Origin of the sequence: Shinella sp. SUS2 (assembly GCF_001262505.1) — a bacterium.
Lineage (GTDB): Bacteria > Pseudomonadota > Alphaproteobacteria > Rhizobiales > Rhizobiaceae > Shinella.
Map to the genome: position 1 here is coordinate 28,823 of NZ_KQ410746.1, position 26,067 is coordinate 54,889.

General features: G+C 63.9%; 44 protein-coding genes. 1 reads left to right on the forward strand and 43 read right to left on the reverse strand.

The genetic code is table 11. The features are described from left to right. Positions 1-43: 43 nt before the first annotated feature. From AKG11_RS28110 to AKG11_RS28215, 22 genes are all read right to left on the reverse strand, one after another. Positions 44-511, reverse strand: a complete 468-nt coding sequence (locus AKG11_RS28110; RefSeq protein WP_050746289.1) for a hypothetical protein — start codon at positions 509-511, stop codon at positions 44-46. Then, complete coding sequence (locus tag AKG11_RS28115; RefSeq protein WP_050746290.1) at positions 511-876, reverse strand: phage tail tube protein; 366 nt, start codon at positions 874-876, stop codon at positions 511-513. Before AKG11_RS28115 ends, AKG11_RS28110 begins: the two co-directional genes overlap by 1 nt. A 35-nt stretch (positions 877-911) precedes the next feature. Beyond that, entirely contained in the window at positions 912-2,405 is a 1,494-nt protein-coding gene (locus AKG11_RS28120; protein ID WP_245290257.1) for a phage tail sheath subtilisin-like domain-containing protein, read from the reverse strand. After that, a complete protein-coding gene (locus AKG11_RS28125) occupies positions 2,402-2,587 on the reverse strand; it encodes a DUF2635 domain-containing protein (RefSeq protein ID WP_050746291.1) in 186 nt (61 codons plus the stop codon). Before AKG11_RS28125 ends, AKG11_RS28120 begins: the two co-directional genes overlap by 4 nt. A gap of 15 nt (positions 2,588-2,602) precedes the next feature. Continuing rightward, positions 2,603-3,199: a hypothetical protein gene (locus AKG11_RS28130; RefSeq protein WP_050746292.1), complete on the reverse strand. Its 597-nt coding sequence runs from the start codon at positions 3,197-3,199 to the stop codon at positions 2,603-2,605. Continuing rightward, on the reverse strand, positions 3,199-3,633 hold the full coding sequence (locus AKG11_RS28135) for a gp436 family protein (RefSeq protein WP_050746293.1): 435 nt from the start codon (positions 3,631-3,633) through the stop codon (positions 3,199-3,201). Before AKG11_RS28135 ends, AKG11_RS28130 begins: the two co-directional genes overlap by 1 nt. Positions 3,634-3,710: 77 nt before the next feature. Next, entirely contained in the window at positions 3,711-4,025 is a 315-nt protein-coding gene (locus AKG11_RS28140) for a hypothetical protein (protein ID WP_050746294.1), read from the reverse strand. Between the two features lie 157 nt (positions 4,026-4,182). Beyond that, a complete protein-coding gene (locus tag AKG11_RS28145; RefSeq protein WP_050746295.1) occupies positions 4,183-4,605 on the reverse strand; it encodes a hypothetical protein in 423 nt (140 codons plus the stop codon). A gap of 122 nt (positions 4,606-4,727) precedes the next feature. Then, positions 4,728-5,621 carry a Mu-like prophage major head subunit gpT family protein gene (locus AKG11_RS28150; RefSeq protein ID WP_050746296.1) on the reverse strand — a complete coding sequence of 298 codons (894 nt, stop codon included), beginning with the start codon at positions 5,619-5,621 and terminating at the stop codon, positions 4,728-4,730. Between the two features lie 11 nt (positions 5,622-5,632). Further along, a complete protein-coding gene (locus AKG11_RS28155) occupies positions 5,633-6,022 on the reverse strand; it encodes a hypothetical protein (RefSeq protein WP_050746297.1) in 390 nt (129 codons plus the stop codon). Position 6,023: 1 nt separating this feature from the next. Next, complete coding sequence (locus AKG11_RS28160) at positions 6,024-7,067, reverse strand: phage protease (RefSeq protein WP_050746337.1); 1,044 nt, start codon at positions 7,065-7,067, stop codon at positions 6,024-6,026. A 63-nt stretch (positions 7,068-7,130) separates the two neighbouring features. Then, entirely contained in the window at positions 7,131-7,637 is a 507-nt protein-coding gene (locus tag AKG11_RS28165; protein WP_050746298.1) for a phage virion morphogenesis protein, read from the reverse strand. Further along, entirely contained in the window at positions 7,634-8,716 is a 1,083-nt protein-coding gene (locus AKG11_RS28170; RefSeq protein WP_050746338.1) for a phage head morphogenesis protein, read from the reverse strand. The genes AKG11_RS28165 and AKG11_RS28170 overlap by 4 nt, the downstream gene beginning before the upstream one ends. A 118-nt stretch (positions 8,717-8,834) precedes the next feature. Next, a complete protein-coding gene (locus tag AKG11_RS28175) occupies positions 8,835-10,460 on the reverse strand; it encodes a DUF935 domain-containing protein (protein ID WP_050746299.1) in 1,626 nt (541 codons plus the stop codon). After that, a complete protein-coding gene (locus tag AKG11_RS28180; RefSeq protein WP_050746300.1) occupies positions 10,460-12,139 on the reverse strand; it encodes a hypothetical protein in 1,680 nt (559 codons plus the stop codon). The genes AKG11_RS28175 and AKG11_RS28180 overlap by 1 nt, the downstream gene beginning before the upstream one ends. Next, on the reverse strand, positions 12,132-12,770 hold the full coding sequence (locus tag AKG11_RS28185) for a phage protein Gp27 family protein (RefSeq protein WP_050746301.1): 639 nt from the start codon (positions 12,768-12,770) through the stop codon (positions 12,132-12,134). The genes AKG11_RS28180 and AKG11_RS28185 overlap by 8 nt, the downstream gene beginning before the upstream one ends. Before the next feature lie 4 nt (positions 12,771-12,774). Next, on the reverse strand, positions 12,775-13,089 hold the full coding sequence (locus AKG11_RS28190) for a VpaChn25_0724 family phage protein (protein ID WP_050746302.1): 315 nt from the start codon (positions 13,087-13,089) through the stop codon (positions 12,775-12,777). Beyond that, positions 13,086-13,448 (reverse strand): DUF2730 family protein, encoded by a 363-nt coding sequence (locus AKG11_RS28195; RefSeq protein ID WP_050746303.1) that lies wholly within the window; start codon positions 13,446-13,448, stop codon positions 13,086-13,088. The genes AKG11_RS28190 and AKG11_RS28195 overlap by 4 nt, the downstream gene beginning before the upstream one ends. Beyond that, positions 13,445-13,840, reverse strand: coding sequence for a hypothetical protein (locus tag AKG11_RS28200; protein ID WP_050746304.1), 396 nt, complete (start codon positions 13,838-13,840; stop codon positions 13,445-13,447). The genes AKG11_RS28195 and AKG11_RS28200 overlap by 4 nt, the downstream gene beginning before the upstream one ends. 9 nt (positions 13,841-13,849) lie before the next feature. Then, on the reverse strand, positions 13,850-14,695 hold the full coding sequence (locus tag AKG11_RS28205; protein ID WP_050746305.1) for a peptidoglycan-binding protein: 846 nt from the start codon (positions 14,693-14,695) through the stop codon (positions 13,850-13,852). Between the two features lie 74 nt (positions 14,696-14,769). Then, positions 14,770-15,171, reverse strand: a complete 402-nt coding sequence (locus tag AKG11_RS28210) for a sigma factor-like helix-turn-helix DNA-binding protein (RefSeq protein ID WP_050746306.1) — start codon at positions 15,169-15,171, stop codon at positions 14,770-14,772. Beyond that, positions 15,164-15,367, reverse strand: coding sequence for a hypothetical protein (locus AKG11_RS28215; RefSeq protein WP_050746307.1), 204 nt, complete (start codon positions 15,365-15,367; stop codon positions 15,164-15,166). Before AKG11_RS28215 ends, AKG11_RS28210 begins: the two co-directional genes overlap by 8 nt. A 116-nt stretch (positions 15,368-15,483) precedes the next feature. Here AKG11_RS28215 and AKG11_RS28220 point away from each other — a divergent pair, with 116 nt between their 5' ends. Further along, the gene (locus tag AKG11_RS28220) at positions 15,484-15,882 is read left to right on the forward strand and encodes a PH domain-containing protein (protein WP_245290258.1); all 399 of its coding nucleotides are present in this window, start codon (positions 15,484-15,486) and stop codon (positions 15,880-15,882) included. A gap of 38 nt (positions 15,883-15,920) precedes the next feature. Here the strand turns inward: AKG11_RS28220 and AKG11_RS28225 are convergent, their stop codons facing one another. The 21 genes from AKG11_RS28225 to AKG11_RS35195 all read right to left on the reverse strand — a co-directional run bounded on the left by AKG11_RS28225 (position 15,921) and on the right by AKG11_RS35195 (position 26,032). After that, positions 15,921-16,160 carry a TroA family protein gene (locus AKG11_RS28225; RefSeq protein WP_050746309.1) on the reverse strand — a complete coding sequence of 80 codons (240 nt, stop codon included), beginning with the start codon at positions 16,158-16,160 and terminating at the stop codon, positions 15,921-15,923. Then, positions 16,157-16,810 (reverse strand): regulatory protein GemA, encoded by a 654-nt coding sequence (locus AKG11_RS28230; RefSeq protein WP_050746310.1) that lies wholly within the window; start codon positions 16,808-16,810, stop codon positions 16,157-16,159. The genes AKG11_RS28225 and AKG11_RS28230 overlap by 4 nt, the downstream gene beginning before the upstream one ends. Continuing rightward, positions 16,807-17,076: a hypothetical protein gene (locus tag AKG11_RS28235; RefSeq protein WP_050746311.1), complete on the reverse strand. Its 270-nt coding sequence runs from the start codon at positions 17,074-17,076 to the stop codon at positions 16,807-16,809. The genes AKG11_RS28230 and AKG11_RS28235 overlap by 4 nt, the downstream gene beginning before the upstream one ends. Beyond that, a complete protein-coding gene (locus tag AKG11_RS28240; RefSeq protein ID WP_050746312.1) occupies positions 17,073-17,306 on the reverse strand; it encodes a hypothetical protein in 234 nt (77 codons plus the stop codon). Before AKG11_RS28240 ends, AKG11_RS28235 begins: the two co-directional genes overlap by 4 nt. Beyond that, positions 17,299-17,535, reverse strand: a complete 237-nt coding sequence (locus AKG11_RS28245; RefSeq protein WP_050746313.1) for a DUF3331 domain-containing protein — start codon at positions 17,533-17,535, stop codon at positions 17,299-17,301. Before AKG11_RS28245 ends, AKG11_RS28240 begins: the two co-directional genes overlap by 8 nt. Then, entirely contained in the window at positions 17,532-17,849 is a 318-nt protein-coding gene (locus AKG11_RS28250; RefSeq protein WP_050746314.1) for a hypothetical protein, read from the reverse strand. The genes AKG11_RS28245 and AKG11_RS28250 overlap by 4 nt, the downstream gene beginning before the upstream one ends. After that, complete coding sequence (locus tag AKG11_RS28255; RefSeq protein WP_050746315.1) at positions 17,846-18,310, reverse strand: hypothetical protein; 465 nt, start codon at positions 18,308-18,310, stop codon at positions 17,846-17,848. The genes AKG11_RS28250 and AKG11_RS28255 overlap by 4 nt, the downstream gene beginning before the upstream one ends. After that, on the reverse strand, positions 18,307-18,501 hold the full coding sequence (locus AKG11_RS28260; protein WP_050746316.1) for a hypothetical protein: 195 nt from the start codon (positions 18,499-18,501) through the stop codon (positions 18,307-18,309). Before AKG11_RS28260 ends, AKG11_RS28255 begins: the two co-directional genes overlap by 4 nt. Next, positions 18,498-18,764, reverse strand: coding sequence for a hypothetical protein (locus AKG11_RS28265; RefSeq protein ID WP_050746317.1), 267 nt, complete (start codon positions 18,762-18,764; stop codon positions 18,498-18,500). The genes AKG11_RS28260 and AKG11_RS28265 overlap by 4 nt, the downstream gene beginning before the upstream one ends. Continuing rightward, the gene (locus AKG11_RS28270) at positions 18,761-19,213 is read right to left on the reverse strand and encodes a hypothetical protein (protein WP_050746318.1); all 453 of its coding nucleotides are present in this window, start codon (positions 19,211-19,213) and stop codon (positions 18,761-18,763) included. The genes AKG11_RS28265 and AKG11_RS28270 overlap by 4 nt, the downstream gene beginning before the upstream one ends. Before the next feature lie 7 nt (positions 19,214-19,220). Then, positions 19,221-19,886, reverse strand: coding sequence for a DUF3164 family protein (locus AKG11_RS28275; RefSeq protein WP_197284025.1), 666 nt, complete (start codon positions 19,884-19,886; stop codon positions 19,221-19,223). A gap of 12 nt (positions 19,887-19,898) precedes the next feature. Further along, positions 19,899-20,192, reverse strand: a complete 294-nt coding sequence (locus AKG11_RS28280; protein ID WP_050746319.1) for a hypothetical protein — start codon at positions 20,190-20,192, stop codon at positions 19,899-19,901. After that, a complete protein-coding gene (locus AKG11_RS28285) occupies positions 20,189-20,488 on the reverse strand; it encodes a hypothetical protein (RefSeq protein ID WP_050746320.1) in 300 nt (99 codons plus the stop codon). The genes AKG11_RS28280 and AKG11_RS28285 overlap by 4 nt, the downstream gene beginning before the upstream one ends. Further along, positions 20,488-21,510 (reverse strand): AAA family ATPase, encoded by a 1,023-nt coding sequence (locus tag AKG11_RS28290; RefSeq protein WP_050746321.1) that lies wholly within the window; start codon positions 21,508-21,510, stop codon positions 20,488-20,490. Before AKG11_RS28290 ends, AKG11_RS28285 begins: the two co-directional genes overlap by 1 nt. An 85-nt stretch (positions 21,511-21,595) precedes the next feature. Beyond that, the gene (locus tag AKG11_RS28295; RefSeq protein ID WP_050746322.1) at positions 21,596-23,644 is read right to left on the reverse strand and encodes a transposase domain-containing protein; all 2,049 of its coding nucleotides are present in this window, start codon (positions 23,642-23,644) and stop codon (positions 21,596-21,598) included. Further along, entirely contained in the window at positions 23,641-23,871 is a 231-nt protein-coding gene (locus AKG11_RS28300; protein WP_050746323.1) for a hypothetical protein, read from the reverse strand. Before AKG11_RS28300 ends, AKG11_RS28295 begins: the two co-directional genes overlap by 4 nt. Next, on the reverse strand, positions 23,871-24,332 hold the full coding sequence (locus AKG11_RS28305; protein WP_050746324.1) for a hypothetical protein: 462 nt from the start codon (positions 24,330-24,332) through the stop codon (positions 23,871-23,873). The genes AKG11_RS28300 and AKG11_RS28305 overlap by 1 nt, the downstream gene beginning before the upstream one ends. Further along, entirely contained in the window at positions 24,332-25,198 is an 867-nt protein-coding gene (locus tag AKG11_RS28310) for a ParB N-terminal domain-containing protein (protein ID WP_050746325.1), read from the reverse strand. The genes AKG11_RS28305 and AKG11_RS28310 overlap by 1 nt, the downstream gene beginning before the upstream one ends. Next, on the reverse strand, positions 25,198-25,551 hold the full coding sequence (locus AKG11_RS28315) for a hypothetical protein (protein ID WP_050746326.1): 354 nt from the start codon (positions 25,549-25,551) through the stop codon (positions 25,198-25,200). Before AKG11_RS28315 ends, AKG11_RS28310 begins: the two co-directional genes overlap by 1 nt. After that, a complete protein-coding gene (locus AKG11_RS28320; protein ID WP_050746327.1) occupies positions 25,545-25,883 on the reverse strand; it encodes a helix-turn-helix domain-containing protein in 339 nt (112 codons plus the stop codon). Before AKG11_RS28320 ends, AKG11_RS28315 begins: the two co-directional genes overlap by 7 nt. Continuing rightward, on the reverse strand, positions 25,880-26,032 hold the full coding sequence (locus AKG11_RS35195) for a hypothetical protein (protein ID WP_197284026.1): 153 nt from the start codon (positions 26,030-26,032) through the stop codon (positions 25,880-25,882). The genes AKG11_RS28320 and AKG11_RS35195 overlap by 4 nt, the downstream gene beginning before the upstream one ends. Positions 26,033-26,067: the final 35 nt, after the last annotated feature.

A 26,067-nucleotide genomic window follows, 5' to 3' on the forward strand; every position in this document is an offset into this window, starting at 1 on the left:
TCGGCCGCGCTGAACCCGGTCCCGTCCGCCAGGGCACCGAGTTTTACCGGCCAGTCTTCCGGCCACTCGCCAAAAAATGGTTGAGCACCTGTCCGGCGTTGGCGATGTCAGAGGCGTCCATCTTGTCGTAAAGCCGGTTCATCACGGCCTGGTTGATCTTGGTGGACTGCCCGATCGCCACCACGGCCAGCATCTCTTCGCTCGCCGCCTGGATGGCGCGCTGGTCGGCGCCGTTGAGGCGGTGGAAGACGAGCTGGTCGAATTTGCGCTCGCGGATCTTGCCGTCCTTGCGCGACGTGATCGTCTGCGGATAGGCGAGCGGCAGGGTGACCGTGCCGTCGAGATTGCGGACGGCTTGCGCCGGCAAGCGGTCGGCCGGGGCGAAGTCCTCGTCGACAATGTCGCCGTCGATCGGAGCCGAGGCCGCGACCTTGGTGTCCTCGTCGACAATATCGGGCGCGGCAGCGCGGGGTTCGTCCTCGTCGAGGTCGATTGCGATTTCCGTTCCCATCAGCCTACGATCTCCTCTGCCGCCGAACCTTCCCATTTCAGTTCGATCTTGCCGCCTTCGCCGCCGGTGACCTCGGGGATGTCATCGGAGAGGAAGGCGTCGGCGATGACGAAGGTCTGCCCGGTGTCGCAGAGCACCTGCAGTTCCCCTTCGCCGGGCACGAGCAGATTTCCGAGACGCTGGCCCCGTTCGAGGTTCGTCGTCGCGGTGACCTGCGATCCCTGGAATTCCTGGGCGCGCCCGACCTTGCGGCCATAGGTGACGGCATTGTTCTTCATGCCGCCCTTGCGCAGCTTCGCGCCCTTTTCGACCGGCAGGTTGCGCCCCCGCCAGACGATATCGACAATGCCCAATACCTGAGCCATGTGGGTTCCCTTTCTCCTTCAGCCGGCCGCGCCGGTCAGACCTGGAATTCGAGCGAGCCGGCGGACACCATGAGGTTTCCGACGATCACGACCTGCTGGCGCGAATTGAGGCGGTTGCGATCGTCATCGTCGATCTCGAACCGGCTTTCCTTGATGGTGCGCTCGACGTCGGTGAGCCAGGCGCGCTGGGCGTAGAGCCGGCAACGCGCCGCCCAGGAGCCGTGCACGCGCCGCGGCGAGGCGACGGTGTTGCCGGGCTCCTCGTCATCGTCGTCTCGCGTGGCAAAGGCCGCCTCGCTCTCGTCCTCGATGAGCTTGGCGCGCGGATACATCAGCGCCATGTAGCCGCGCCAGTCGTAGCGCACGCGGCTCATGGTCTTCGGGACCATGATGTCGAGCCAGGCGCGATCGGCGATGCCGAGCGTCGAGGTGCGATAGGTGGTGATGACGCGGGCCAGCGTGACCGTCCCGTCAGGCAGGCATTCGAGCATGCTGACGCCGGAGCGCAGCAACAGCTCGTTTTCCGTCTCGGAATAGAGATCGGCCGGATCGGGCGCCATGACGCCCGGCAGGACGAGCGAACGGAGCTGGCGCGCCGGATCGTTGGTGAGGTGGAAGGCGGCGATCGCATGGGCGGCGGCCGCAATCGTCCAGCTCGACGACGGCGAGGCCTTGAGCGCGAAGGCGCTGAGGAAGGGGCAATTGGTCAGCTGCCCGAAGGTGCCGGCCTGGCCATAGGTCGCGCGCTTGGCGACATAGCCGTGCACGTCGAGGCGCGACATCGCCTTGAAGCGGTCGATCGCCCAGGTGGCGAAGGCCTGCACGTTGGTCGCATCGTTCCAGGGGAAGGAGACGTCGGTGTACCAGGCGCCCGGCAGCAGATCGAGCGCATCGGTGATGTCGGGATTGCCCGTCCCGCCCGCCATGGCGGCAATCGCCACGGTGAGGCCGGCGGGGATCGCCTGGGCGGCAACGTCCACGCGAAGGTCGATGTCGTTGCCGGCCTCGCCGCCATGGCGGGCGGTGCAGGTGACGACGCCGAGCGCCGAGGCGGCGGTGACGGCGCTGGCCGTGTCGGCCGTGATGGCGGCGGCAAGCTTGGTGGCGAGCTGCGTTGTCGTATCGGCCGGCGCGGCGGTGATGCGCACCTGACGGCCGCCGACGCGAAAGCGCAGCACGACCGGCTGCGGGACGGCGCCAGTGAAGGTGAAGGTGCCGGTCGCCTTGACGGCATCGCCGGCGTCCGCCAGCGCCATAACGAAGAGCGGCTGCGTCTTGTTGGCCTTGCGGAAGCTTGCCACCATCTCCGCGCCGATCGAGCCGAGGCCGAAGAGCGCGATCGCCTCCTCGGGCCGCGTGATCTCGACGATCTGGCCGGGCGCGAGCGTGCCGGCGGCAAGCTTCTGGGCGATGATGAGGTTGCGCACCGGCCAGGGCAGGACGCCGAGCGTGCGATAGTTCGGCTTGACTTCGAGGAAGTTGCCGGGAGCGAGCCAGTCGGACGGGATTTCGTCAAAGGTGATCGTCATTTCGCGGAAGCCTCCTTCGGCGCGGTTTTCGGGGTTGCCGGCACAAGATCAAGATCTGCGATCCGGCGCCGCACGAAGGCCGTGTCCGGCGCTTCCATGCCGTCGATCGGCCAGGGCTCGCCGCCCTCCTGGAGGACGGTGCGGCCTTCGCCGGGTTTGAGATAAAGCGGCTTCTTCGCCATGGTGTCCTCTCGGGGTCAGGGGAAAGTGTCTTCGGTGACCGGCAGGCCGGTTTCCGGCGGCGTCTCTTCCTCGGGCGGGTTGACGATCCAGGTGACGCCGAGCGCCTGGAAATCTTCCAGCGTCTTCAGCTTGAAGGTCGCGGGCGTGGCCGTGAACCGGACCTCGAAGTCCACCTGGGCGATGACGATGCTGTCATCCGTCCATCCGTCCGCGATCACCGAATTGGCGAGCGTCACATGCGAGGTGCCGATGCCGGGATATTCCGCGCCGTTCATGAGCACCATCGCCACGTCCACCATGGCGTCGAGGCCGAGCCCGCGGGTGTCGCCCTTGAAGCGGGTTTCAAGGGCGTTCGAAGCCTTGAACAGAAGCACCAGGCGCCAGAGCATCGCGCCCTTGGTGATACGGTTGTTGTCGCCGTCCGGCTTGAAGCCCGTCCAGGCTAGGCCGATGAAGGGCGTCAGCCGTGACAGGCGCTCGAACTCCTTCAGTGTCAAGGTCTGCGGGATCCGCTCGACCGTGAAATCCTTCTGCGGGAAAGCCAGCCGGAGCCGCTCGATGATGACGGGCTCCATGGTGCGGATCGGCTGGCGGGCGAGATCGAGCGCCATCACATGCCCCGCAAGGTTTCGTCGGTGAAGACGCGCGGGCGGTCCGACATGCGCGGGCCGGAGCCGACTGCGGGTCCTGCCGGCGCTGCGGCGGGAAGGTCGAGGTGCACCAGTTCCTTGGCGATGTTTTCGAGCCAGGAGATGACCTCCTTGCGGCCCTTGCCCATTTCCTCGGACGGATCGGTGTGCTCGCCCTGGGCGAGATCGTAGCGGGCAAGGGTGCAGGTGGCGCGCACGATCTCCACCGGCGGCACGGCGATCGGCACCAGGTAGCGGCCGCGCACATAGCCGTTGATCACGCCCGTCGCATCGGCAAGCGCCGTCATCACCTTGTCGACGTCGACCGTCTCGGCCGTCCGGTCCTCGGGCCGGGACAGGCGGATCATCTGCGTCTCGCCAAAGCGGGCAATCATGTCGGCGACGGTGGCGTACATATATAAAGTCTTTCAGGGTTCAAGATGAGGCCGGCCGGTGGGCCAGCCTCGAAGTGCGACGGCGTCAGGACCTTGCGTTAACAACGCCGGTAGAGGTCGATGAAGGTGAGACCGTGGGTGCGGTAGCTCTCGGCGTATTCCGGCTTCAGCGGTTCGAAGCCGGCGACGGCAATGACGGGTGCCGGCTTCAGGCGCTGCGGCACGATGGCGACATGATCCGTGGTGACGAGATCCGTGGCCTTCAAATCGAGATCAGCCGTCGAAGGCGCGGCATAGATGCCCGCATCAGGCGGCAGAGCCGCTGCGGATGCCGAAGCAGAGATCGCAAGCAGGCAGGCGAGCGATGCAATCGTGCCCAGGATAATACTTCGGATGGAATAATGGGAACGCATGTCAGTCCTCTCTTGGCGTTTCAGGCTTCAATCGCCACTGTTCCCGGCGGTCCCTTTCGGGTCTCGTTCCACCGGAGGGCTTCGGGCTTGCTACCGGCTCTGGCCTATCGGCTCCTCCGGCTTCTGCCACTCGCGGCGCTCCCCGCTCGGATGCGGATTACTTCTTCGGCGTGGTCTTCGTCTTGGCCTCTTCCGCCGCGGCGGTCAGTTCCGCGACCTTGCCGTTGGCAGCTTCAAGCTCCTTGCGGAGCGCGAAGATCTGTTCCTGCGGCTCCTTCAGGGCCTTGGTAACCGCCTCGTCCAGCTTTTCGGCGACCTGGTCGGAGACGGCCTTGGCGAACTTGACCTGAAGCTCCTCGGACACGATCTTCACGCGGGCTTCGACGGCCGCTTCGATATCGCCGCCGTCGACCTTGACGCCGTCGCGCGCAACCGGCTGCACGATGAAGGACGGGTCGGCGCGGAACGCGTCCAGCTCCGCCTCGCTCCAGCGGTCCTTGCCATAGATGGCCGAAGCGGGATGTTCGATGCCGTTCCGGCGCATGCCGGGTTTCGTGCAAATGATCTGGATATGCGACATGCTTTTCTCCTTCGGGACTTGCCGGAGCCGCACGCATGCGGTTCGGGAAAGTCCCGCCCGACCTTGGGAGACGCCGGGCGGGGAGCGGCCGGAAGACGGCCGCCCGATCGGGCAAAGGCCTGTCAGGTCAGATACGGGATCTCGACGACTTCGCAGGTGCCCCTCCAGATGTTGCTCTCGCCGCCATTCACCAGCTCGGCGTTGAGCAGCTTGCGGGCGGTCGGGGCGAGCGACGGGGGAACGAGCAGCTTGGTCGGGCGGATGTTGATGATCTCGCCGGAACGCTTGCGCAGCGACTGCATCGCCGTGCGGGCCGCCGCGAAGTTCGCTTCGTCGAGGGTGGCCTTCGACTTGTAGGCGAGCTGCCACAGGCCATAGCCCGAATTGCAGCGGCCATCGACACCCCAGACGAACTCGCTGCGCCAGAAGACGTTCGCATCCTTCTCGTCCTGGAACGAGACGAGCTTGAACTCCTTGCGCTTCTGGAACACGAGCGGCTTCACGACCTGGCTGTCATCGATCAGATACCAGGCCGCGCCGGCGCCCGACTGAAAGTTCGAGACCGAGATCGTGTTGCCCTGCTCGTTAAAGCCGGGATGATCGGTATCGAAGAAATACTGGCCGTCATAGCAGACGGTCGTGTCGCCGTTCTTCAGCAGCGGGAAGACGAGAAGGTCGGGGAACTGCGCGACGTCCTGGCCGATCTGGCCGGCGACAGGGCTGTAGATGCCAAGATTGTCGTCCTCGATGTTCTTGCGCGGGATCGCGATCGTCTTTTCGAACTCGCGGTTGCGGATGACATAGGTCTGAGCGCCGAGACGGTGCACGAGACGCTCGCCGACCCATTCGCGGATGCCGGGCATGTCGTCGAGGCGCGGATATTCGTTCTGCGCCGTGGTCGAGGTCACCGTCATCGCGACGGTGTTGTAATAGGTCTGCGCGGACGCAAAACGCGTGTTGAACAGCGTCGAAAGCGACGTGTAGATCCCGCGCAGGGTGGCTGCATTAATGTCCATTCGAAGGCTCCTTAAAGCGTCTTCAGCCAGACACCGTCTGCATCCACGGCGTCGATCGTGCCGATCTGCAGATTGGTCGAGGCCGTGAGGGTGAAGGTATCGTCGGCCGTCATGTAGACGGCGGCCTGGATGTTGGCGGCCGTGGCACCGGCGAGCGGAATGCGGAAGACGCCCTTCTTGACGCGGACACGCTGCGCGCCCGCGGCGCCGCCACGATTGTCCACCCGCTCGGCGGCAAAGCCGACGAGCTTGACCGCATTGACATGTCCGGCGGGAACGGCAACGCCGGCGGCCGTGACGCCGATGCCGGCGCGGCCATAATAGAGTGTGTCGGCGAGCGCCGGGAATTCGTAGGTGACGCCCTGGCGCTCGGTGTAGTCGAGGTCGTTCGACGCGGCCATATTACTGATCCTTCCCGTTGAGGGCCTTGGCGGTTTCCGCGTAGGCCTTTTCCTCGACGCCCATCATCGAGCGCACCTGGTCCTCTTCGGCCGCGATGACCTGACCGCTCTCCGGAACCTTGCGGCCGCCGAGACCGCCGGCATTGAGCGAGACGAGATGCTTGATCTCGGTCTCGACCTCGGCCGGGGCCTTCATGTGGCGGGCGATCATGTGGTCGCGCAGCGCCGGCACGATCTTGCCGGCCTGGATGGCGCCATCGATGGCGGCCTCGGCCTTCTCGCGGGCGGTGCTGGTGGCGAGCGTCGAGATTTGCGACTGAAGCGAGACGATCTGCGCCTTGAGGTCGGCGTTCTCGGTTTCGGCGGCCGAGGGCGAAGGCGTGCCGCGCGACTGGACGGCCTTCACCAGATCGTCAGCGCCGGTTTCCTTGGCGACACCGGCCGCCTCGGCGATGCGGGCGATGGTGGCGGCGTGTCCGCTGGAGGCGGAATGCGCGGCCTTGACGGCATCGACAATGGCCGCTTCGTCTGCGGTCTCGGGAAGGCCAAGCGCCTTCCGAAGCTCTTCAAGCATCGGTTGATCCTCGTTTCTGGTGTGAAGGGATTTCAGGAAAGGCAGGTTCGGATCGTTGGTCAGCGCCACGCGCTCGATGCCGCTGATCCGGTAGGGCTTGCTGCGCGAATGCAGGAAGACGGGCGAGATGAAGCCGTAGTCCTTGCCCTTCACCAGGGCGCGGCCGGTTTCCGTCCATTCGACCTTGCCCCACAGACCATCGCCGCGCGCCTGAAGCTCGACGATCCAGCCGCGCGCGGGCGACGGATGACCGGCCTTGCCGGCGAGGTCGATGGAGTGGTTCTCATCGACCGGGAGCCTGCGGCCCGCCGCCTGGAAACGCGATACCAGTGCGCCCGCGTCCGGAGCCTCATAGGGTCCGCGACCATCCGCACCGGCAAACGATGTTGCCGGCAGGAGTTGAAGCCACTCCGGCGCGTCGGCGCCAGCGGCATTGAGGGCGAGAGTGTGGGTTCCAAGCATGTTCGACATGGCGGGAAAGTGCCACGTCGCGAACGGCCCGTTCATGCCCGCCATGGCGGGCGGCAGAAGATGTCAGGGGGAAGACGGGACGTACCGTTCGAGGAAATCGAAGATCGTCTCGGCGATCATGGTCTCGTCGTCACTGGAGATACCAAGGAAAGGACGGGCCGGCAAGGTGACACTGGCGACGGTGACGAGGGCATCGCCGATGAAAAATCGCAGATGCGAGGCGCTCTTCGGCTTGATCGTTCCGCCGAACTGATGGATCGCGGCGTAGGGCACGTTCGTCCCGACGCGAACTTCCGTCGCGCCGGCGCGAGAATTGATGCTGTCGCGAAGCCGGCCGCTTTCCGTCAGAATGCGCGTGTTGCGCTTCGTCGCGGCATAATCGGTATTGAGCGCGCGCCACGCCGCACCATCAGGATCGGTTTGCGTCACGAAGCGCATGTGCGTCGATGCGACAAGACCCTTGCCGATGTCCGCCATGACCGGCGTCGTGTTGTCCATCACCCGTTCGAGCTGCTGGAACCCGCGCAGCGCCGAGCCCGACAGAGTGATGGAGATCGACGCCCCGCTCATGTCTTCACCCGCCGCTTAACGGGCCGAACGTCCAGAAGCTTCAGGTGGCTGCGGGCAGTGCGGCCGCTGCCCGTCCGGACGATATCGACCCGCGCTCGGTAGGTCCGCCCCTCATACTCGCCGACGAACGCCCACCCGCCATCCGCTTCCTTAACGAGATCGCCATGCTTGACCAGCCATCGCGGTATCACGCCCAGTTCGGCCGGCGTGGCGAGCGTGCCCTTGTCGAGGCCGCGGATCGTCTCGGCCTCCAGGCGGATCTCCGCTCCCGCGGCAACATCGAGCACGGCCGCTTGCGCCTTCGGCACCACGGCGACGGGCGTCCAGCTGCCATCCGGCCATTTGCCGCGCAGCGCCGAGACCACGAAGGCGGCGACCGTCGCTTCGTCGGCGCTGACAGGCTTTGGCCCCGGCGCGGTCTGCTGAAGCCACGCCTGGCCGGGATTGTAGGCGAAGGAAGGATCGACGCCGAGCGGCTGGTCCGTGCCGAGTTGGTCGAGATCGGGCGCGCGATCGGGGCCGGTCTTGCCCTTGCGGCGAAGACCAGGCCGCGAGACCGGCGTGACGAAGCAGCCGCAGCCGAACCCGTTCGGCGGATACATGACGCTCCAGGCCGGATCGTCGGCGGCAAGGCAGAGCCCGTCCCAGGCTTTGTGCTGAAGGCGCGGATGGATCGCGCCCGAGTGGTTGTATTGCCAGAAGGGAAAGGTGGCGAGCGTGTCCGGCGCGGTCAGCTGCGCATAGCGACCGGCCGCATAGGCCGTGCGCATGTTCGTCTCGAATATCGTGCGCGTCCGCCAGCCGCGCTCGCCGCGATAACTCCAGCCGTGCTTCTTCACGATGGCGTCGAAATCATCCTGAAACGTTTTGAGCGTGGTGCCGTCCGTCGCGGCCTTCAGGATTGCCGCCTGAAAGTCGTCGACGATGGCCTTGCTGTTCGCCCCGGCCACCATAAACATCTTGGAATGGGCGCCATCCCAGACCTCGCGCCAACTCTTCGTCGGCACGGCCGTCTTCTGGCGAAGGAAGGCGATCGCTTCGTCAAACGGCAAGTCGATCGCGCCGAGCGTCGTCGTCATGCTCGCCCGCCTCGCGCCTTCGAATTTGAAGCTGTTTTGAAGCCCGTGGACGCGCATTCGGGGTCTGGCACGCGCAACCGCCCATCCGAAGCGCCTGACGGCGTCCTGTGCGCCGCTGTCACGACCGTCCCGCCATGTCGTCGATCAGGGCTGCCTGGCCTGCAAGATGGGCGAGCGCCATGGCCCGCGACATCGCCTCGGCAAGATCGTCGGGCGAAAGCTGAAGGCGGGCAAGCCGGTCGGCCGCATCCCGCAAATCGCTCGCCGCCATCAGCTCCTTGCGCACGTCGTCGATCAGCCCACCCATCGCGCCCGCCGCATCCTCCTCCAGCCGGGCAACCATGCGGTCCACGATCTCGTCGCCCTCTCCGCGTGCATGCAGCGAGCCGATCAGCCGCGACACATGAAGAGTGCGTTCCTTCGTGTCCTTCCTCAGCTGGGCGCGCATGCCCTTGCCGGCAGCCGGCGGCATGTCGGGGTCTTCGAGTGTGTCCGGCGTCGAGTGCGCTTTCCCGCCGATCAGATCATCGCCGTCCTTTGGCGCCGGAATGCCCATGCGATCACGCATATAGCTGGCGCTCGCCGTCAGCCCCTGCGGCGCGAGCTTGGCAAAAGCGTTGGCAAACTGTTCGAGCGGCACTTCGTCCGGACGGCCGATATGGGTGGTCGGATAGGCGTCCTGCGGGCCGAAGTTGAAGGCGACGATGTTCGGAATGATCTGCTCGTTCGCCGTGCCCGCGACATCGGCCGCGTCCGCCCTTTCGATATCCTCCTGCACCAGGCGATGCTCCTGGCTGACGGCGTGACCGCCGGAAACCGCGTCCGTCGTCGTCGTCTGGCCGAGCACCAGCTTCGATATCTGCCGGTCCAGCCAGTCGGCGCGCCGTTCGAACATGTCGGTTGAGCTGCTCTTCGAGCCGACCTCGTGGAACTCGATCAGCATCTCTCGCGGCACGATCGCGGCGCAATCGCCGGCAATTCCGGTGACGGCACGCCACAGAACGTCCTTCTCCGCCTCCGTCGCGCCGCGGCCGTATTTACCGATCCGGATCGGCTGGCCGTAGTTCTGCACGAAGATCGCCCAATCCTTCGTGGTGAAGGACTTGAACATCCAGGCCCAGAGCGCCACGCGAGCAACGCCGCTGCGGATCGTCAGGCCGGACTTCGTCTTGTGCCGATGGACGGCGAACTTGTGCGCCGGCAGAGGCACGCCTGTAACGCCCTCGCGAAGCAGGACGGTCTCGCCGTCGTCCGGATCGAAGGTGAACCAGCGTTGCGTGCGCCAGATGAGCTTGCGCGGCAGGAGCCGCCCGCCCTGGGCCTGCCAGTCGATCTCCATGATGGAGATGCCCTTGCCGATCGCATCGAGCATGTCGAAAAGGGCGGCGCGGAGCACGCCCGTATCGAGCCAGGCCTGGATGAGCTCGGCGTGTTTCTTGTGCTCGGGACTGTCGGACGCTGCCTTCACGGTGATCGGCAGCTGCGCCACCGATCGCTTGCGCGTGGCCATGACGGCCGCATAGTGCAGGTCGCGCTCCTCGATGTCTTCGGCCAGCTCGAAATAGGCCTCCGGCTCCCCCTGCGCCGCCGCGCGCAGGATCGATGCCAGGCGCTGCGGCGTGAGGCCCTCGGCCGGATGCCCGGAAATCACCTGACGCACGCCGCCGATCTTCGGCCCGGCGACCATCTCCTTCAGGCTGGTCGAGTTGACGAGGTGGTTCATCCAGTCGCGCAGGGATGCCATCACAGTGATCCTCTGAGGTAAACATCGACCGATCGGCCGCGGCCATCGTCATCGAGCGGCGGGCCGCCGTTGTGGCCAGCGCCGCTCGATGACGCCGTCTTCCGTGCCGTTTCGTATTCGTAGGCGATAGCCTCCTGCGTCGAGGCGAACCACGCGAGCGCCCCGGCCGGCGCGGTGTCGCCATGCCGGTCATAGCCATCCGCCCCCTTGGTCGAATGCTCGTCTGGAACCTTGATGATACCGTTGACGTAGGCGAGCGCCTGGTGGTCCGCCAGCACGTCGGCGTCGAATGGCAACAAGAGGCTCTTGTCGGTGAACGCCTCGATATAGGCGGGCATGTTGAGGGCGTACCATTTGGCCGAGAGCATGACTTCATGGATGCACTCGCCCCAGCGCTGGCGCGCCTTCTCCGCCAGGTACTGGCCGTTGCCGCGCGCATCGAGAGCGCCGCCGACAAGACGCGGCAAGAGATCGCCTATGAAGAAAAGGATGTCACGCTGCTGGTCGAACGGGATGTTCTTCAGCTCGACAACCAGGCGTGCGCGACGGATGAGGTCCGCGCCGATCTCGAAGATGACGATGGCCGTCTTGTCGCCGGATCGCGCAAAGTCTTCGCCGAAGCAGTGCTCGCGCTCGCGATCGAGGCTGCTTAAAAGCGGCCTCAAAACCCCTTCACAGAATTCGTTCGCCTGTTCCTCGCGCTCGAAATCTTCAAGGTTCTTGAAGTCGTCGGGCCGGTCCCAGCGCACGACGGCCGGAAGGTCACGCGACATGCAGCTTTCGATCAGCACGCGCGTGAGCGCCGCGCCCTCCGCCTCGGCCGGGATGGCGTCCAGCTCCTGCTTCATCTTGGCGGTGCGGCTGCCGTACGATTTGCGGATTTTAGCTTCCCATGCAGCCTCCTTCTCCGCCGTCCACTCCTCGCCCTTGATCAGGCAAACGCGCTTGAAAAGACCATTCTTGACGGCGTCGCCGAAGCTGTAGGTATGGATGTTGAAGCCGTTCTTCCCAACGACACCCTCCTTGATGAACTCATTGAAGGCGCTGCTGATGCCATTGTGCGATGAGATGACGCGGATTTTGCCGCCCCAGATGAGCAGCGCGTTTACGGCGTCGATGACATCGTGAACATTGCGGTGGAACGCCGCTTCGTCGATGCAGACGACGCCCTGAAGACCGCGGATGTTCTCAGGACGGGAGGACAGCGCCTCGATGCGGAAGCCGGAAGCGAACCGAATGATATAGCTGGAAATCGCCTGCGTGGTGCCGTCTGCTTTCAGATCGAAGAATATGCCGTCTTCAATCGTCACCATTTCTTTCGCAACGACCTTGGCAAAGTGCGCAGCGTAGCCGATGAACTCCCGGCCCTTGGGTTTGCTGTCGGGGATGTAAAAGCAATTCTGCCCGCCGGCAGATCTTTTTGCAGCTGCGATCAAGGTGTGGTCGAGCGCCTCGACGAAGGTGATCCCGGTGCGCCGTCCTTTGGCGCAGCCCTTAAGATCACTGTCGTCTGCGATCCATAGCTTCTGGTGCTCCATAAGCACGCCATCAGCGAGCGGGTCCAAGTCCTCGGGAATGTCTGCGCCCCGAAGCAACCCCTCCAGGACCGCGTTCGGGTCGCGTGACAGCACAGGCGGATCGACCCACTGGCTTGACGTGAGGGAGGTAATGTCAGGCATCGGACTTGGGCTTCGGCTTGTGTTCCGGGCGCACGCCCAGGAAGTCGCGGCGAGCGCGAGCGATCGCTTCAGCAGAAATGCCGGGTTCGCGCGAAAGTGTGTCCAGTGCGCTGTCGGCCTTGGCCTTCATATCCTCTTCGACCTTCCGCAGTTTTGCTTCTGCTTCGAGCTTCAGGCGACGATTGGAACTGCTCACCTGGGCGGCCGAGGCGGCGCGCAGCGCGTTCGCCAGTTCCATCGCACCCTTAGGGCTGAGGCCAGCCTCGCCACTGCTCTGGAGCACTTCAAAGATAAGGGTCTTGATCGCTTCTGCCGCGATCAAGGTGAGATCGTCGGATCCCGACGCGTCCATCCGTTCGGAGAGCGTGGCGGCAATTTCGCGGGTCTGCTCAAGCCGGCGCGACACCATGGCGAGCCGAAGAGAGTAGCGGTTGAAAGCCGAAAAAGAAGGAATGTCGAATGCAAGGCCCTGCTCGCCCTGAAGGGCGATGAGCTTCTGTTTGAACTCGCTGTAGATGTCGACCTGCGTACGTTCGCGATCGGCAAGCGACTGAGCTGCCCAACTGACGATGCCGTCGCATTCTTCCGGCAACTGGTCTATTGCCGTGAGGCGGCCGCGTCCCTTCGACATCCTGCTACTCTCCAGCCATCGATGGGCGGGTGACATTCTCCAGCACGATCTCCCGGTCGATATGGCGCTTGCCGAGCGTCGTCAGCGTGGCGACCTTGACCGTGTTGGCGGACAGCAGCTGGACGGCGCCGAGATTGGCGAGATAGTCGAGCTGGGTGTGCACCCAGGCGCGATCCTGCCGGATGCCGAAGACCGGCAGCACGACGTCCTGGAGAACATTGCTCGCCAGCGTGTCGTTCGTCTGCTCGGAAAGTGCCCGCAGGATGATCAGCCGCGCGTCGTTGCGGATCTTGGTGACATAGTCGATGCCAAGGCTCATTTCTTTGCCTGCTCCACGAGTAGTTCGTTCATTCGCTCGGTTGTCGAGCGTATGGGTTTTAAGGTTTCAGCCATGGTGTCGAGCCGGCCGCTCATCTTCTCCACGGCCAGCTCCAGGCGGTGCGCCATCTCACGATCGGGCAGATGCTTCAGCTCGCCTTCGAGCGCCTGGATGCGACGATCGTATTCGATGAGCTTGGCTTCCGACTTGGTCTGGCGATGATCGAGCTTCGTCTCGGCGGTCGCCAGCTTCTCGCCGAGCGTCTTTTCGCCCGACGAAAAATAGCCCTTCGCGTGGCCGAGGATCGCGAGCGAGGCCAGCGCCGTATTGAGATAGAGCAGGTATTCCGCCGCCGTCATTGCGTGCTCACCCCGCCGGCTGCACCGATAACGACGGCCCTGCTACCGAGCTGTCCAGATGGCAAGGGGCCGCCACCCGCAATAACATTCTTCGGAAGCGCAGCGATATGCGGAGCAAGAAGCTCGGCGATCCTGGACCGATCCCCGGACCTGAAGGTCTCCAGGGCGTCGGGCACGGAACGGGCGACATAGTCGATCGCATCGTCGACCGTCTTGCCGGCAAGCAGAAGACGGGCGCCGTTCTGGAGCGCCGATTGCAGGGCCAGCATATGCTTCTGCTCGACCTGGACCCCCGTCCAGCGGTAGATGAGCGCCGCGATGACGGCGACCAGCATGGGCGTCAAGGCATCGATCAGCGCGGGTAGGAACTGCGCGAGCAGCTGGGACAACATGGAAGGCTCCTAGTCGTTGGTTTCGGGGAGGTAGGACGCAAGCGCGGCGAAGGTCTTCGGGCCGGCGATGCCGTCGACGAGGAGGCCGCGCGTCCGCTGGAGGAGCATGACGGCACCCTCCGTGCCCGGGCCGAAGTCACCATCGATCGAAAGGAGGTAGAAGCCCGCCTTCGCCAGCGCGTATTGCAGGCGCTCGACCCAGACGCCCTGCGAGCCGCGGCGAAGAACCGGATAATCATAGTCCGGCGCGACCTGAAGCGCGGCGATCGGCATGATGATCGCCTTCGCCTTCGCCAGATACCGGGCGCGATCGGCAAGGCCGTTGCGGCCGCCATTGATGACCTTGGTCACGGCGACAAGATCGTCACGATCGGCAAGCGTATTGATGTTGCGGGTCGACCAGTAATAGGCCGCAGCCCAACCGGCCCAAGGCCACTCGGCAACCAGCTCCGGCTTTTCCTCGAAGTTCGGGCAGTCGGGCTGGCGCGAGCGCATCCAGACCGTGAACTTGCGATAATTGTCACGGCCGGTGAGTTGGATCGGCCCGCGCCCCTTGAACCTCTTGCCATCGCCCGGCCGGACGTTGCCGAGACCCGCGCGGCCCTCATAGGCCGCACCGCTTGCATATTCCTCGCTGGTGCAGAACCCGTCGCTCTCGTGTGCCGTTTGCGACAGAAAGTGCGAGATCCGCAGCGGTGTCGTCACCTCTATGAACGGGAGCATCTTCGGCAACATCGCGCCGAAGCCGGCGATCACCGCCTTCTGGGAGACGGCCTTCTTGCCCGTCACTTTGGGCGCGAGCTTCGCCAGAATGGATGCGTCGATTTGGGTGGCGATCGGCATGGTCGCGCGCATAAATATGCCTCCGGACAAGATGGAGGCAAAATATGCTTTCGACCCATCGGCGGGGCATGCCCGCCTTCGGGTTCTCAGTCGATTTCGTCTTGAGAATTGTCGAGGAGATCGAGCATATCCATCTGGCGCTCGTCTTTTTTCTTAGGGAAGTCCGCGGGCCGGCGGCGCTTTCCACGTTGGATCGCTTTATCGACACCGCTTTCGGAAATCCCGAGCGTCCGCGCAATCTCCCGATTGCTCATTCCTGCTTTGCGATACCGTGAGATGCGAATATCCCGCGCCAACGGGACACGTATATAATTGTTTCGATAAAGCTTGGAAAGCCGGTCAGCCATCTCCACCCCAACGAGCGAGGGCAGATCTGACCGCGTGAGGTCCCCCGGAACATAGAGGCGCGCGCCGCCGGCGCGCTCTACCAACAAAAGGAAGTCATCTTCGCCGAGCTTTGCGAGGAGTTCGTTGGTCAGGTCACCCACGGCAAGCTCCTAGCCCCAGCTGTGTCTCGATCTCGATCTGCCGGGCGGTCAGAACCTTCAGCCGTTCCTCGCGCTTGATCCGGACATGCGCATCGACGCCGCCACGCTGAAGGCGTTTCAAAAGGTCTTCACGTTCCGCTCGAACGGCGTTCAACGTCTCTGTCTCGAAAAGCGGTAAAGGCGCGACGGTGGCCATCACTTCATGCCCTCCCGCCTCAGAAGTAGCTCACCGAGCTTGGGGTTGCTGCCATGAGCGTTGCGTCGTAAAGGTTGCGCGGGCAGCAAGAACGGGGAGGGGTATCCGTGGCCAAGATGATGAGTAACGTTGGCGTTTCGATGAGTTTCAGCATCTTCTATTGGTGCGCGGCGCTGATTTGGACGACACTGGCGGCGATCGCGACCGGAGGCGTGGGAATTCTGCTCTTCTTCGTGTTCCTCTGGCGCAAGGTTGCAGTGATCAATCGCACAAAGATTATTTTTGAGAACAACACCAATCGCCTGACGGTTCAGCACGGTCGCTGGTTTATCAAAGATGACGATGTTGTGCCCGTGAAAGCGATCGATAACGTCAAACTCAACCGTTCTATTCTCGGGAAAATCTTCGGCTGGTGCGACATCATGATCGAGACACGCTCCGAAGCGTACGTGATCAAATATGTTTCCACGAGAATGGCGGAAACCTTCCGGAACGATTTTCTCGCGCGCGTCTAGTTTCCTTTTTGCGATAAGTTTGGGGCGTGTTTGCATAGTCATTTGCCCCCCCTTGCCAGCGGCCATTTTGTCCGGAGCACGGTGACGACTGTCGTCTCTGTAGACGCTTGCGCGAGCACGAACTTGACGCGCTCGATGACGACGGTCGCCGCGCGCAGTTCGGCGCCGGTGGCGCACCGGCTGGCGATGTGCCGGCGCACGGCCTCCACGTCGAGGCCATGAGCACGCTCCAGATAGCGCAGAACGGCATGATCGGTGACGTGGAGGGGGGCGGTCATGGCGTACCGGCCTTACTGACCGCGCGAACACGCTCGCCGAAGATGTTCATGACGGTCTGCCAATGCGCCGGCTTGACGTCGGCGAGCCAGACGAGCCGGATACCGAGTATCTCGGAGACAGCCTGATCGAAGCCCTTGCGCACCATGAGGTTTGCGTCGGGATAGAGGATGCGCCACTGCGCCCAGGCGATCTTGGCGCCATCGGCGGCGAGCCATTCGCAGCCGTTGGTGTTGCCGAACATCACGGCGGCTTCCCGCTTCAGCCACCCTTTCAGGCCCTCGATGGCGGCACGACCGTCATCGGCGTGATGGAGGAAGCGCGTGTCGTCGAGGCCGGTCTGCCGCTTGACGAAGGCAAGCATCGCCTTGTCGTCGCGATCGTCGATCAGGCCGAGGTTCCAGGCGGCGATCCAGAGCGCCTGGAGCTTCTTCGCGTAGCGCCCGGTGATCTGCCGGCGGCCGGCGGCGCGGCCCGGCGCCGGCCGAAAGCCGACCTTCCGGAACTCGCTCAGCACCTTCTGGCGCTCGGCCTCGGTCATGTCCTTCGCTGATGATTTTCCGGTGATGGCGACCAGCTTGGCACGGTAGACGTCCTCGTCGAGATCGAGCTGCTTGCGGGCGACGTGTATGGCGGCGATGGACGAGGTCATCTATCGCTCTCCCTCTGATCCTCAAGTTTCAGTAGCGGGGCAGGCAGCGCGAGCTGCTCTTTCCTGGCGGCGGGCCGGGCGGCCTTCGGGGCCGGCTTCGCAGCTTCTCGCTGCTCGCGATCAATGTCGTTGAGCTGGCGTAGCACCGATGCCAGGTCGTAGCGATCGGAGGCTTCGAGCTCGATCTTGATCGTCGCCTTCGCGCCCTTGGTGACCGCGGAATAGGTTTTGAGGCGAACGGCGCCGTTGAAGTAGATCCCGGTCATCGACCATACCTCCCGAGCAGGACGCCGACCGCCACCTGAAGGCGGCGCCATAAGCTGGCCGTGGACGGCAGGGAAACCGACATGACGAGCACGCCATCGACCGAGCCCGTCGTGCCGATCGCGCGCAGGTGGGCCGACGCATCCTTGTAGTCAGCCGCATGGACGTTAATGCCGTATTCTTGGCCACGATGCCGGTAGGTGCAGACGAATTCCTTGTCGGTGTCAGCCATGGTCGCCTCCGGCCGGGGCGGCTCCACCCGTTTTTATGGGGGCCACATCGAGATGCGCCCTCGTCGCCTTGATGCGGCGCATGCGGTTCGAACCGTTCGAGATCGGCCGATACACCTTGTCGCCTGGCTGTATCGGGCGGTGCGAAAGGTGGCAGGTGGTTGCTTTTCGGGCCGTGCAAAGTGCCCAAACCACGCCATCCATGGTGATGATCGGGAGGTAAATGCTCATAGCTCACTCCCGGATGCTGTGCTGGTGGTGGTGAACGGCGCGTCGTCTTCGGGGTCGCCGGGCTCTTTCGCCGAACTCCAGCCATCGTTGAAGCCGATCACATACGATCGCTCGCACTTGAACCGTGCAATCGCAGCAGCCTGCGCTTCTATGATGCCCGCCGCCGCGCTAAACACCTCGTCATCGGTGTAGTTCGGCATGCGGCGCAATCCCGTGTCGTAGTCCACGCACGCCATAGTGCGGAGATACTCGACAAGCTGGGCTATCGATTTCGGCATGTGGTCGGGCTCAAGTTTCAGGTGGACCTCAATCATTCGCCCGCCCCCTTCGATGAGGTGGTGGTGCCGTCCAGCCTCTTTGCAATCTCGGCGGCGTGATGCTCATAGCGCTCCGGATCGAAATCCATCTCAATCCACGAAAGGGTGGAGACGATTTTGAGGTTGTAGCCGGCTAGAACGCCAAGGACGTGATCAACCATCTCCGGCGTGGCGTCCTCGAAGAAGAGGCTGTCGAGCGCGTGGCCGATCCTAACCCGAATATCGTACTCCGGTCGCGCGGTCGCATCGAAGGGCCCGGCTTTCCAAAGGTTCCAGAGAAGCGCGACGGCCTCTCCATCATATCGGTTACGATAATTGCCGGTGTCGCCATGGTAGCATTGTGTCAGGTCGCCATGATGCTCTTCGAAATACCGGCCATCGCTATGCAGCGTGCCTTCGGTGACCTTGCCGCCCAATGCCGCGAGGCGGGCTATTGTTTCCTGCAAGTTCGGCTTCATGACAGCTTCCTCTCGATGTCGGCCGCAAGGCGGTCGAGGTTAATCCTTGCAACCGGCATGGGGGCGCAGGGATCGTCATCGAAGAAGAGCGCGAACAGCACGCCTTCCTGGTCAACGACCCGCGCGCCCTCGGCTTCGAACATGTCGGCAATGGCTTCACGGATCGCACGCTGGTCTCGAAAATGCCTCATGCTCCACCTGCCTGGCGCACGGCGTCGGCGCGCGCTTCCTTGTTGAGCTGCGCCGCCGCGACGTAGGACGCGGCCGGGCAGACGTTCATGGGGATGATTTCGCCGTTCCCGTCGACCTCGAATTCGGCCGAGCAGCGATAGACGCAGATGGCGATCGGCGAGCCCTTGCCGCCGATCGTCTCGACACGGTCGGCGCCGCAAACCGGGCACCGGCTCTGCGCGAGCAGCTTGTCCGCGCGAACGACGCTGAGGGCGCGGGTCATTGGGCACCCGCTTCCCGCACGAAAGTCCGCACGCTCGGGTTCTGCTGCTCTGCCTGGTGCTGCTCGCGCGCCTGCTTCAGGACGGCCGGGCCGATCTCCTCGATCGTCTCGGCATAGAGCGTGCCCTCCTGGACCCAGTTCCAGCTACTCTGGTAGCTGGTGACCGGAGGCGGATAGTAATGCCTTACGCAAATCTCAAACCGAACGATGAAGCCCGAGCGGGACCGCAGGACAAGGGCGCGCGCCCACTCGGCGGCGTCCTCCACCATGACGGCCTTCAATTCGGGAAGAGCGTCGAAGAGCGGATCGTTCAGATCCTCCGTATCCTCCCACAGGCTGGTAAACCATTCCGGCGGGCTCTCCGTGTCGCCGATCATGCCGATCGGATAGATGCCGGTAACACGGGCCTCTTCCTCAAGGAGAGCATCATTGTAGCTGGCGTGGGTCATGGTCGCCTCACGCCTTGGAGAGGTCGATGGTGATGGCCTGCCAGCCCTCGTCCAGGGACGATCGCTGATAGAACCGGACATACTCCTTCGAACCCGTGACGCGGATGGACGCCCGGATCGCCTCCATGGCTCGGTTCCAGCGCGCGTCCTCGATCTCCAGGCGGAGCAACATGAACAGCTCGGCCTTGTTGATCTGGCCTTCCTTGTCGGTGTTGAAGGCGCGGGTGACGATCGACTGGATTTCCGGCCGGCTATCGGCCGACCATTCGTTCAGGCACTCGTCGATGAGGGTCTTGGCGATCTGGAGCTGCGGCCCGAAATCGACCTGGTCGGCAACCTGGACCTGGACGCGCATCAGGCCGTCGAAGGACTGATAGGTCTTGTTCCCCTTCTTCCCGCCGATCGTCGCGCCGTATTCCTGGGCAAGAAGGGCGTCGAAGCTGGAGATATCGCCCATGGTGTGATCGCGGAAGCGGGTGATGCGGGCACTGAGATCCACGGCATAGGCAATGACCTTGCGGACCATCTCGTCTTCGAGCTTGTCCTCGGGCTTGATGTTGGTGACAGGCACAAGGTTGCCCTTGGCGTCGTGCATGTATTCCCGGCCGTTGACCAGCGTGATGCCGGCCTCGGGCTTTTCTTCGAGAATGATGGTGTCAATGATGGCATCCATGGTGCTGTTCCTTCAGATTTTGGGAGAGTGGGAGAACCGGAAGGCGGTCACATTGTCGCCGCTGGCGACGTCCGTGATGTCCGCCGCCGCCTTCCGGTTCCGGAGGCCGTCGGCACCCGCCTTCAGGCGATGCTCGAGGATGCGGTTCTCCTCCTCGATCTCCTGGGCGAGCGCGACGGCCGTGTTGACCTGGTGGGTGACGAGGTGGACTTCGCCGAGGCGAACCGTGCGCCCCTGTTGGAGGACCCCGACAAGGGTCCTCCGAAGATCGATCAGATGGTCGGAAAGGAGGCGATCTACGTTCACGACTTCCTCCCGAATTCCGGCCGCACGATCTTGTCGTCCGCATCGCGGGCAAGCCCGTTGAACTGATCGGTGGCAAGCTGATCCACAACGGTGCGCCCGGAGCGGGCAGCATCGGCGAGCCTGCGCGCGCCGAGTTCGCGCTCATCGTTGACCGCCAGCTTGCGTATCACCGCGAGGCGAGAGACCAGAAGATCGTATGCCTGGCCGCTCATGATGATTTCATCCGCGCCGCAATGGGCGCTCAATTCCCTGATGAGAGTTTCAAGCTCATCGCTGGTGCTGCCGGGCAGGGACATCAGATGTCCTCCACGTCGCGGTTCTTCCAGGCGGCTTCAAGATGCTTGCGCTCCAGCGTGCCGCCATCGCCGAGGCCGGCCATGTATGCAATGCGAATGGTCCGGTCGATCTGGCCGAGGGCGCCGCCCTTCATGCCGATGCCGAAGAGGAATTTTACGCAGGACGGCTCGGTGATGCCCCAGGCGTCGATGAAGGCGCGGACATCCTGTTCGCGACCCGGATCGCGCTTCAGGTTCTTGTCGATCCGGCGCAGGATCTGGTCGCGGCTGGCGGCGTTGCTGCCGCCCTGCGCCATCCGCTTGCGGATCTCGGCATTGCCGACGAGCGCGACACCGATTTTCCAGTTGTCCGAGAAGTAGCGAAACTGGTTGACGCTTTCCGTGTCGGCATGCTGCGCCTCGTCCACGATGAGCAAAGCGCCGTCGCCGCCGGCCGCCAGGCGCTCGCCGATCGTATCGACCAGTTCCGCTTGGTTGAAGACCCGAACGGACATCTTGCGCGCTAGCTGGTTCATGGCGCCATGCACGGTCTTGACCTTCGGGTGCAGGGTGACGAGATGCACATGCGGCCGTATCCGCTGGTATTCCCGGCAGGCGACGGTTTTGCCGCGCCCGGCATCCAGCGTGATGGTCACGAAGCCGGGCAAAGCCTGCGCCAGCGTGAGCGTCCGATGGATCTCCACGGCCGCGCGGGTTTTGAGGAACGGCGGGCTTTCCGGCATGATGGCTTCGAGCCCCGAGCGATCCTCGACCGCGTCGAGCCACCGCTGCACCATGGCATTCTGGTTTTCCAGCGCGCCCAGAAGGTTGCCCGAAAGCCACTGGTGGAACGAGCTTTCGGCCATGCCGATGCGCCGGCCCGTCTCCGCCTTCGTCCAGTTGTTGTGCTCGGCGATGCTTGCAATGCGGGGCCGCAGTTCCTCCCATACGCGAAGATCATCCGCGCTGTGCTTGGCCGCAAACTTGGTGCTCGGTTCGGGCAATTCCCAGTTTCCGGCACTTGTATTCAGGATATTCAGCATTACAATGGTTCCTTGTCAGACCCCAGGAGGGGCGTTGTTGGGCTGGACTTACGTCCAGCCCGTTCTTTTTTCGGAACCGTACTCACTACTTTTCGGCTCTGTTTCTCCGGCCAGGCGCACGATTTGCCGGGCCGGAATTCCCCTTCGGGAACGGGATGATCGAGCTGTCGCCCAAGATCATGGCGAGGCCGCGCGCCTGCGCTGCCTCGAATTCTTCCGCGCTCATTTCGTCGCTGACCGCATCCACTGCCGGCTCCAGCGCGAGGTTCCCCGTCACGATGCGGGTGACGGTCGGACGGATCGGTGCTGCCTCCTCGGGCGGGATGTCGGAACGATAGAGGTCGGCGACCTGGTCGGCGGTCAGCGTGCGGTGCAGGTCCGCCAGCACCTTCTTCTGCTTGCGCCAGTTGCGGCGGTTCTTCTCGTGGCGACCGGCGGCGGCCGTGTCGTTGAACCTGCCCTTGTCCGTGCAGGGTGCATCGCAGATGAAGCGGCCGTCCTTGTCGAAGACCTTGATAGGGGCGTGCAGCTTCTCCGGATCGAAGCGGATGGTGACCTGCTCGCCGGCATGGTCGACCAAGGCATCGTGCCAATAGACGTTTTCCTTGTAGTGGATCTCGCCGTTGTTGGCGTAGGCGCGCCGCTTTGCCGCCGCGAGCATCCAGAGCACGCGCTGCGCATCGCTCGCCCGCCGCACGATCGTCGCGGGATGGCGCATGCTTTCGGCAAAGGTCTCGTCGAAACTGCGCCCCTTCGCGGTCTCCGCCTTCCGCCCGACGCGCGCATTGTGCTCGGCGATGCATTCGGCGACATGCCGTTCCAGAACGTCGAGCGGCACGGCCCATTTCTGGTAGTTTTCGGGCTTGGCGTCCGGCTTGTTGCCGGTATAGGCGCCCGACATCGCCGGATGCTTGGAAATCTCCTCGGCAAGGTCTTTCCAGGCGCGCTCGATCGGCTTCGACTGGCCGGAATACGGCTTCGTGAAATGCGGCTCGATATCGAGCGTCTTCAAGAGGCCCGCAACCTCGCCCTCGATCTTCTTGAAGCGGTGGCGGCCTTCGGCCTGGCCCGAAATCATCTTCGAGGCGAAGGCCCGCCCGTTATCCATGTAAAGGTGCTCGGGGATGCCGTAATCCTCGATCATGTCGCCGATGCAAAGGCGAACGACGTCCCACGTCTCGGCCTCGCACAGCCGCCAGGAGAGGATCTTGCTGGAATAGATGTCCTGCATGCCGATCAGGATGACGCGGTCGGAAACCTTCCTGTTGGCCTCCGGCACCCGCCAGGGCACCTTCACGAAGAGGTCGAGCTTGTGGCCGTCCGTATTGACCAGCTCCATGGCGTGCAGGTGCGTCTTGGTGCGGATCTGGGTCGGATAGAGCTGCTCTGCGCGCTTGCGGCCCTCACGGGTCAGAACACGCACCGCGCGCGGCACCTCGGCGTCCATGCGCCGGCGCAAGGCGCTCTCGGAAGCGATAGGCGTCCAGCCGTTCTTCTTGGCGCCCTTCACCATACGCCGGTAGCAAGCGGAAAATCCCGGTTTCTCCGGTCGCAGATAATCGGATTTGAGCGCCGCCCAGGCGCGCGGATCCATCGGTGCGCGCTCGCTGACAGTCCCGTCCTCGTACTTCGGGGCGAGCGCCGGCAGCCAGTCTTCCCGGTCCACGGCATTCAACGTCTGGCGAAGGCTGTAATAGGTCGATTTCGAAACCTTGAATTTCCGCAGGAGAGGCGCGAGCGTCTCGTCCATCGGTGGCGCGAGCGTGCCGAGCAGTTCCCGCTCCGCCATGGCCTTTTCGGCCGCGACGATCAGCGCATGCCGACGATGCGCCAGCTGCCGGTGCTCTTCCGGCATCGCTTCGAACACGCGCCAGTGCAGTGCACGCCGGGACTGCCGGCTCTCGTCGCGGGATTTCTCCACCGCCTCGATCCGGGCCAGCTTCGCCTGGGCGAGCGAGGGCAGCAACGAGACGTGGTATTCGAACCCGCCGCCGCGCGCCTGGAGCCTCTGCGCCTTACCCTCCTGAGCCTGCCAGCCCTCGCGGCCGGCCACGCCGTGAATGCCACGTTCTGTGGTTGGCAGGCCCGGAAGCTTGAGGCCCGCCAGCTCGGGGATCGTGAACCATTCCTTCACGGCAGCTCCCCCGCCTTCTTTGCGGCAATGTAGGCGCGGATATCGGCTTCGTTGTCCTTGCAGAACACCAGCGTCTGGCGGATGGCGTAGATCCGCTCCATCAGCATTTCCGCCTCGACCTGTTTCATCCGGCCCTCGTGCACGAGGCGGGGATAGAGCTTCTCACGGTGCTTGATCTCGCGATCGATCTCGGAAATCTGCCCGATGATGGAAATCTTGCCCGCCATCAGCGCCGCCCCCGCGATGTGATCGCGATCGGCCGCGCCTTCAGCAGCTTCAGCTCGGCGGTCAGCCTGCGCCGCTCCTGCTCCTTCAGCGCGATCTCGGCGAGAAACGGCTCGTCGCCGAACAGCACGGTCACGCCCTGTATCGAGGCGGCCTCGTCCCAAAGCCAATGCGCCCCGGTGGCGTGCACCAGCGCGAGGAAGCGCGGCATGGTGATGTCGTGGCCCGTCTTGCTCTCCGCCGTATAGGCGTCGATCGAGGCCTTGCTGATCGAGGGGAGGCCGAGATAGCGCGCCATCCGGGCGGCAATCGTCGGGCGGTCGTACTGGCTTTCGCGGATCGCCCGCGACATCGCCTGCTTCAGCTTGGCGCGATACCGGTCGATATCGATCTGGCTGACCGGCGCGCGCACCGGAAACACCGGCTCTTTCCAGAAGTCGAGCTGCGAGGGGTCGGCAGACATCAAGCGGCCTCCTCGAAGTCGAATTTCTCGCGGGCGTCGGCAAGCAGCGCGGCGATCCGGTCGAGCGTCGAAAGATCGGCCCGCTCCAGCAGCGCCGCCACCTTCGTCACGATTACTTCCTGCGGATCGGCGGCGATCGGCTTGGGCTTGTCCATCGCCAGCACCACCTTCAGGTCTGGCTCGAATTTAAGGGCGGCGGCGATGCCCGCCTGCTCGGCCTCCGGCATGGAGGCGAGCTTCAGGAGCTGCTTCTGATCGTCCTCGACGGGCGTACCGCGCAGGGCCGTGCGCAGGGCAGGGTGCAGCTTCTGGCCGATGGCGGTCACATATTTTAATGTGCTCTTGCCGAACCCGAGGCGCTCTTGAAGGCGCTCTGAAAGCTCTTTACCGGGGGCGAAGAAAACGGGGCAATCGTTGCCCTGTTTTCCCGAAGGCCAATCATTGGCCTTCGGGGATGTCTGCCCCACCTTGAGGTTCCTCGTTCGATCGATCTTTCCGTGCTTCTCCTCCCACATCTCGCGGAACTTCAGCACGAAGACGGCGCGGTCGAGCTTGGTCAGCGTGTTGCTGTAGATGTTTTCCGAAACCTCCATCAGCTGCGCGTCGATCGGCCCGGCCTCGACCACGAGCGCCTCGATCTCTTCCCATTCGTTGATTTCCGCGCCGCGATACCTGTGCCCGCCGGCAACCAGCGTCCACGGCGTCTTGCCGCCATTGGCGGCGGGCGTCGCGCGCACCGTGATCGGCTTCATCAGCCCGACCTCGGCCATGTTGACGGCGAGCACCTGGGCGAACTCCTCGTCGATCGGCCGAAGCCGCTCGCCGATATGGATCTGCGAAAGGGGAATGCTTTTCAGGGTCGCCACTATGCGGCCTCCTCGGATGCGCGGATGGTCAGGAGCGCGCGCACGCGCGCCTTCATCCGGTCGTAATGCGATTGGAAACGCGGCTGCTGAAGCCGCCGGTCGATGGTCCTGAGCGCCCGGTTGATCGCCTCGCGCGAACGCTCCTCCACCTCGACGACACGCCGCTTCGGCCAGCCGACCTCGCGGATCATCAGGTGCATGGCGATCTGCCGCGCAAGCGCGGCGTCAAACCACTCATGCGGCGGATCGACGATGTCCCGGATCGAAAGGTGCGGAAACCCTTCGCTGACGGCGACGAGGCACGCATGCATCGTCGCCTCGTAAATCGCCTTCTGGTCAAACCGGTTCAGCATCCAGCACCGCCGTCCAGAACAGAGGCGATCTCCCGAAGGGCCTCGGCGATAGTGCTATGTTCGGCCTGGGTGAAGCGACGAACCTTTGCCGTTGCTTCATCGTAGGACCGGCCTCGGCTTTCGCGCTCACCGACAATGCCAAAGACCAGCCAGTCCATTGAGACGTTTCTGTCGCGCGCCACGCGGACGAGATATTCCAGCGGAACGCTGTTGCGTGCCTTCCAGGCGGAAATTGTCGAGTGGCCGAGGCCGAGCACCTTCGCCAGCCCCTTTTCTGTCTCGGCTCCAACGGTGGACCGCATGCGGAGGACAATTTGTGCGGCGTCGATCATGGCAGCACCCTGGATAGAACGATCGCGAGCGCTGCCACCAGGCCGGCAAACGGCACACCTGCCAGAAGCACGAAATCGGCCGTGCGGCAGATTGGCGAAAGAGCCGGGATAAAGGGATTTCTGTCTATTTCGGGCTGCTTTTTCGTCATTGGCGACTCGGCCGTTTTCGGCTTCGATACGCGTC